2 protein-coding genes and 3 pseudogenes are annotated in these 2456 nt (G+C 68.1%); 2 read left to right on the plus strand and 3 right to left on the minus strand.

Going from position 1 to position 2456, the window contains the following annotated elements:
• The 3 genes and pseudogenes from VKI00_RS33720 to VKI00_RS06445 all read right to left on the minus strand — a co-directional run.
• Nucleotides 1-255: pseudogene (locus VKI00_RS33720) on the minus strand (hypothetical protein); the annotation flags it as partial.
• Nucleotides 256-509: 254 nt separating this feature from the next.
• A pseudogene (locus tag VKI00_RS06440) lies at nt 510-743 on the minus strand (DUF6400 family protein); the annotation flags it as partial.
• A 103-nt stretch (nt 744-846) separates the two neighbouring features.
• Nucleotides 847-1581: an MBL fold metallo-hydrolase gene (locus tag VKI00_RS06445; RefSeq protein ID WP_324436173.1), complete on the minus strand. Its 735-nt coding sequence runs from the start codon at nt 1579-1581 to the stop codon at nt 847-849.
• Nucleotides 1582-1645: 64 nt separating this feature from the next.
• On the opposite strand from VKI00_RS06445, the pseudogene VKI00_RS06450 reads away from it, so the two are divergent.
• Both VKI00_RS06450 and VKI00_RS06455 read left to right on the plus strand, forming a co-directional pair.
• A pseudogene (locus tag VKI00_RS06450) lies at nt 1646-2156 on the plus strand (DUF6328 family protein).
• Between the two features lie 48 nt (nt 2157-2204).
• Nucleotides 2205-2456: DoxX family membrane protein (locus tag VKI00_RS06455; RefSeq protein WP_324436172.1), on the plus strand; the 252-nt coding region annotated here is incomplete at its 3' end.

A 2456-nucleotide genomic window follows, 5' to 3' on the forward strand; every position in this document is an offset into this window, starting at 1 on the left:
CGCCAGCGTGCCGGTGAATACGCCGGTCATGGTCACCTGGGGGGCGAACCAGACGGTGAACAGCCGGGCCGGCCTTCCGTACCGCTGATCCTCGCCGATCGGCGCGATCCCGTGCGTCTCGACCGTCATATCACCCGACGCAGTCGGCCGGTGGCCGGTGAAGGCCGGCGCGCTGGCGGTCGCGCTCGGCCTCGGCTTCTGGCTGGGCCTCGTCGTCGAAGTGTCTCCACCATAGGACCACGCCGCACCCGGGATCGGCGCTGCGTCAACGTGACGGTCAGGCGGCCTTGCGCCAGACCCGACGGCGGCGCCGAGAAGTGTCGGTCGTCCAGAGATGGCCGCAGGTCGGGCATTGCAGGTGCACGACCCAGGCCCGGTTGCTCAGCAGGTACTGCCAGTGGTCTCCGCAGTTGCGGGTGCTGTGGCAGTCGGTGCAGTGCCTGCCGTGGTCGCAGTGCGGGCACGGCAGCCACGCACGACGCCCGCGGCCGGCATCGGGAACAATGGGCAACACGGTTCACCGCCCGATCCGGGAGTACTCCCGCGCTGACCAGCTCGTCGTAGATCCGCTGCTGGTCGTCATCCAGACCGGAGTACAGCATGTCCCAGGCCAGCTCTTCCCCGGCGAGCACCCCGACGGGATCCCAGTCGCCTTCAATGGCCTCGAGAACGGCGGTGCGCCGACGCGCTTCATCGAGCGTCAAGTCATACGCGTATGCGAAATCGCTCGGCGTTTCAGCCATGGGTTCCCCCACTGACAGATCGATTTGATGATGAAAGACCTCACAATCGGAGCCGGGGCCGAGGGCGGCAATGATCTGCGTCACGTCCCCGGCTTGACGTCGGTCACACTCTCTCCACCCGCCCGTCGCCGTGCCGATACCCGAGAAGCCACGACCGTTGGTTTTCGATGAAGCGCGCATCGACGACGGCGCCGTGACCGGGGACGTAGCGGGCATCGGGGCCCCCGATGCGCAGCACGTTGTCCAGCGTGTCGGGCCAGGCCCCCACGTCGGAGTCGGCGTCGATCGCGGGATCAGCGGATTCCTCGACCAGGTCGCCGCAGAAGACGACGGCGTGCTCAGCCGCGCCGTCGACCCCGGGCACCGAAACGATCAGATCCGCGCTGGTGTGCCCTCGACCGGGATGGCTGACCGACACGCCGCGGCCGCCCAGATCGATGACCGCGTCATACACGCGCTGATCCGGTGGGCGCAGCGCCGCGATCGCCCGGTCGATCTCGTCGGCCGCTGCTCCGTGGCGCAGCGCATCCGCACGCAGTTCGTCAACACCCGCGCACAGATAGTCGGCCACCTCGGGGGCAGAGTAGATTACGGCGCCGGAGAACGCCGATGATCCGAGCACATGGTCAAAATGCTTGTGCGTCAACACGACATGCGTCACCCGCCGTCCGGTCAACAGCTGCGCGTCGGCGTCGACGGCGGCCGCCTCGGCAAGAGTCGTTCCGGTGTCGATCACCAGCACACCGTCGCCACCCCACACAAGGCCCACGGTGACGTCGAGAAACGGCAGACGGCAGCGATGCACTGTCGAGGTCAGCCGCTCCCACGCGTAGTTCACCGTGTGAAACTCACGCCGGCGAGGCGGGGGCGGCCGCCCGAGCAGACGCTGCGAAAATCGGAGCGTGGACATCGAGCATCCGGAGCGGGATCAAGGTTGGGACCGCCGCGCGCGCCACGAAACCGAAGCCGAACGACTCGGACCGCAATTGGTCGATCCTGCTGCAGGAGTTGCGCGTCACGCAAACCGGCGTACAACTGCTCACCGGCTTGCTGCTGACGTTGCCGTTCCAGCAGCGCTTCACGTTGCTCAGCGACACGATGCGCATCGTCTACCTGGTGACGGTGGCCTGCTCGCTAGCGTCGACGGTGCTGCTCGTGGCCCCCGTCGGCATGCACCGCGTGCTGTTTCGCCGGCACCGTCTCGCCACCCTGGTGGCCACCGCGCACCGGTGTGCGATGGCAGGGTTGGTGCTGCTCGGCACCGCGCTGGTCGGCGTGACCATCGTGATCTTCAGTGCCGTGGCAGGCTCGCCGGCAGGCTGGGTCGCAGGCGGTTTCCTCGCGGTGGGGTTCTCGTACCTGTGGATCAGTCCGCCTTTTTTTCAGCGCAAGTCGGGCGGGCGCTCCCATTAGGTGTCGCCCACTGGTTTGCGAACCGCCGGGGAAGGGCATCCGGGGACCATGCTAATTCGCAGAGTTGCGCGACCGCTGTTGTCAGCCGTGTTCATCGGCCAGGGAATCGAGGCGCTCCGCAGCCCGGCCCGTGCGGCCGAGACCGCGCGACCCGCCGCCGAGGGGCTACAGAAACTTCCCGAGGCGGCCGCGGCGAAACTGCCCCAGGATCCCGAGACGCTGGCGCGGGTGACCGCCGCCGTCCAGATCGGCGGCGGTCTGCTGCTTGCCAGCGGGAAGCTGCCACGGTTGGCGTCGGCG

Source organism: Mycobacterium sp. (genome assembly GCF_035314665.1).
GTDB lineage: Bacteria > Actinomycetota > Actinomycetes > Mycobacteriales > Mycobacteriaceae > Mycobacterium.